This window comes from Blautia sp. ZXY-1-C6 (assembly GCF_056339875.1).
Genome location: NZ_JBWJVQ010000115.1, coordinates 1 through 2,948, shown reverse-complemented (window position 1 = coordinate 2,948; position 2,948 = coordinate 1). Strand labels below are relative to the sequence as shown.

Annotated in this window: 2 protein-coding genes and 2 pseudogenes; all 4 read left to right on the top strand. The window is 41.5% G+C overall.

Going from position 1 to position 2,948, the window contains the following annotated elements; translation table 11 throughout:
* A partial coding sequence (locus tag AC075J_RS04160; protein ID WP_476390054.1) for a YitT family protein occupies window positions 1-472 on the top strand: 472 nt, incomplete at its 5' end.
* Between the two features lie 147 nt (window positions 473-619).
* Window positions 620-1,715: pseudogene (locus tag AC075J_RS04155) on the top strand (PucR family transcriptional regulator).
* A gap of 298 nt (window positions 1,716-2,013) precedes the next feature.
* Window positions 2,014-2,697 (top strand): cell division ATP-binding protein FtsE, encoded by a 684-nt coding sequence (gene ftsE, locus AC075J_RS04150; protein WP_008707358.1) that lies wholly within the window; start codon window positions 2,014-2,016, stop codon window positions 2,695-2,697.
* Window positions 2,687-2,857, top strand: a pseudogene (locus AC075J_RS04145) (permease-like cell division protein FtsX); the annotation flags it as partial. The gene ftsE and the pseudogene AC075J_RS04145, both read left to right, overlap by 11 nt.
* Window positions 2,858-2,948 lie beyond the last annotated feature (91 nt).

The following is a 2,948-nucleotide window of genomic DNA, read 5'->3' as shown; positions in this document are numbered from 1 at the left end:
CGGTGGAGCAACCGGAGGAACCGATATGATGGCAGCTATCATCCAGAAATATCTGCAGCACTATTCAATCGCGCAGATCATGCAGGTTATAGATGCAGGCGTTGTACTGGTGGGTATGTATGTGTTTGGTATCCACAAGGCACTCTATGCGATTATTGCGGTATATCTGGTGACAAAAGTATCTGACGGTTTGATTGAAGGTCTGAAACTCTCGAAAGCTGCCTATATCATTACAGCAAAGCCAAAGGAAATAGCAGATATGATCATGAAAGATCTGGACAAGAAGGCTGTAACAGGCATCAGTGCCAGAGGAATGTACTCAGGACAGGATAAACTGATGCTTTTCTGCGTGGTAAATAAAAAAGAGATCGTAATGCTTAAAGAAAAAGTAGATGAAATTGATCCGGAAGCTTTTGTGATAGTGACAGATGCCAGGGAAGTTCATGGAGAAGGTTTTATTGAAAAAAAGTAATACAAAAAAATATATAAAAAATTGTAAATTTTTTTCTCTTTCCTCTTTCATTTTTGGTAAATATATATTAAAATACAATACAGGTATAAGGTTTTATAGCTAAAACGGAAAATAAACACTATCAGGATGAGAAGGGATTGAAATCAGATGATATCGAATCAGGTGTCTTCAGAATACTCTTGAAGGGTTAAAAGAAATTTCCCACAACAGAATTTTGTGTACTCGACACAGAAGGCAAAGTGCTTTTATGCAGAGTACTTCTGCAGATTTTTCCATTGCAACACAGGATGTACAGGCTTTCGTAGAATCACAGGCCGACAGCCAGCTTGTAAAGGGGTTCCAGTATTTTAAAGTCTGTGATGACTATCAGCTGGAATATATACTGGTTGCCCATGGCGACGATGAAGATACTTATATGGTTGGCAAGCTCGCCGCTTTTCAGATCCAGAATCTGATCGTAGCGTATAAAGAACGCTTTGACAAAGACAGCTTTATCAAGAACCTGCTTCTTGACAACCTGCTTCTTGTTGACATTTATAATCGTGCGAAGAAACTGCACATTGAGGCAGATGTCCGCCGCGTAGTCATGATCCTTGAAATGCCACAGGAGAAAGACCACAGCTCCATGGAAAGCGTGAAGAGCCTTTTCGGCGGTAAAAGTAAAGACTTTATCACAGCAGTAGATGAGAAGAGTATTATCGTAGTCAAGGAACTTGAAGATGGTGAGAATTATCCTGAGATGGATCAGCTTGCACATACTATCCTTGATACTCTTGGAATGGGAAATGACGGTAAGACACATATGGCATACGGTACTATCGTCAATGAACTGAAAGAAGTATCACGTTCCTATAAAGAAGCCCGCATGGCTCTTGATGTAGGTAAGATTTTCTTCGGAGATAAAGAAGTGATCGCATACAGCTCTCTGGGAATCGGACGACTGATCTACCAGCTCCCGATCCCACTCTGTAAGATGTTTATCAAAGAAATCTTCGGCGGCAAATCCCCGGATGACTTTGACGAAGAGACTCTGGTTACAATTGATAAGTTCTTCGAGAACAGCCTCAATGTTTCAGAGACATCCAGACAGCTTTACATCCATAGAAACACTCTGGTCTACCGCCTCGATAAACTCCAGAAGAGTACAGGCCTTGATCTCCGCGTTTTTGAAGATGCCATTACATTCAAGATCGCACTCATGGTAGTACGTTACATGAAATATATGGAAACACTGGAATATTGATATATTATAATAGAAGGAAAATTTTCAATGCCTGCCACAGCTTTAATTGCTGCCGCAGGCATTTTGACCTTTACAAATCCAGCCTTGCAGTGTATAGTTAGAAATCGAGATTGCAATTGATAAGGTATGCAATATCCCGAGACATGCAAGTCAAAATTTTGTTGCCGCAGGCAATTTGTAATGAATGTTGGCTACGTTACTGTGAATATTCTATGAATCCTCAAAAATCTCTTGCAATCCCCAAAAACATACATTACAATAATGTTACAAATTCATTAACCCATTGGAGGAAAAATCTATGATAGATCTTATAGATGTAAGCAAGTCCTATGGTCCCGGCCTTCCGGCAGTGAACCATGCGAACTTACATATAGATAAAGGTGAATTCGTCTTTGTAGTAGGAAACAGTGGTTCAGGAAAAACAACCCTGATCAAACTTCTTATGAAAGAGCTGGATTCCACATCCGGCCAGATCATCGTAAGCGGTGAACGTCTGGAAGGAATGAAACACAGAAGAGTAGCCAAATACCGCCGTAAGCTGGGCGTAGTATTTCAGGACTTCCGTCTTCTGAAAGACAGAAATGTATATGAGAATGTAGCGTTTGCCCAGAGAGTAGTCAACCGTCCCACAAGAGTAATCCGTAAACGTGTCCCGGAGGTACTTCAGGAAGTTGGACTTGCTGTCAAATACAAATCCTTCCCGGATGAACTTTCCGGTGGAGAACAGCAGAGAGTTGCATTGGCAAGGGCGCTGGTCAACCGTCCGGATATCCTTCTGGCAGACGAGCCTACAGGAAACCTGGATCCGAAGACTTCCGAAGAAATCATGAAGCTTCTGGAACAGATCAACGACAGAGGAACCACAGTAGTGGTTGTTACACATAACAAGGATATTGTAAATTCCATGCGCAAACGTGTTGTGACCATGCATGAGGGCTCTATTATAAGTGACGAGAAAGAGGGAGAATATCATGAGGCCTAGTACAATCTGGTACACTCTAAAACAGGGTGTCAAAAATATCAAAAGAAACTGGATGTTTTCCCTGGCTTCCATTATCACCATGGCTGCCTGTATTTTTCTGTTTGGAATCTTTTTCTCCATTGTCAATAATGTGAATAATATTGCACATAAGGTAGAGCAGCCATGTCTCTCTCTCTCTCTCTCTCTCTCTCTCTCTGTCTCTCTCTCTCTCTCTCTCTCTCTCTGTATCGTATTCTCTCTCTCTCTTCTCT

Bases quoted from the DNA above. Each gene is read 5' to 3' on its own strand.
- ftsE (WP_008707358.1), top strand. From the start codon at position 2,014: ATGATAGATCTTATAGATGTAAGCAAGTCCTATGGTCCCGGCCTTCCG.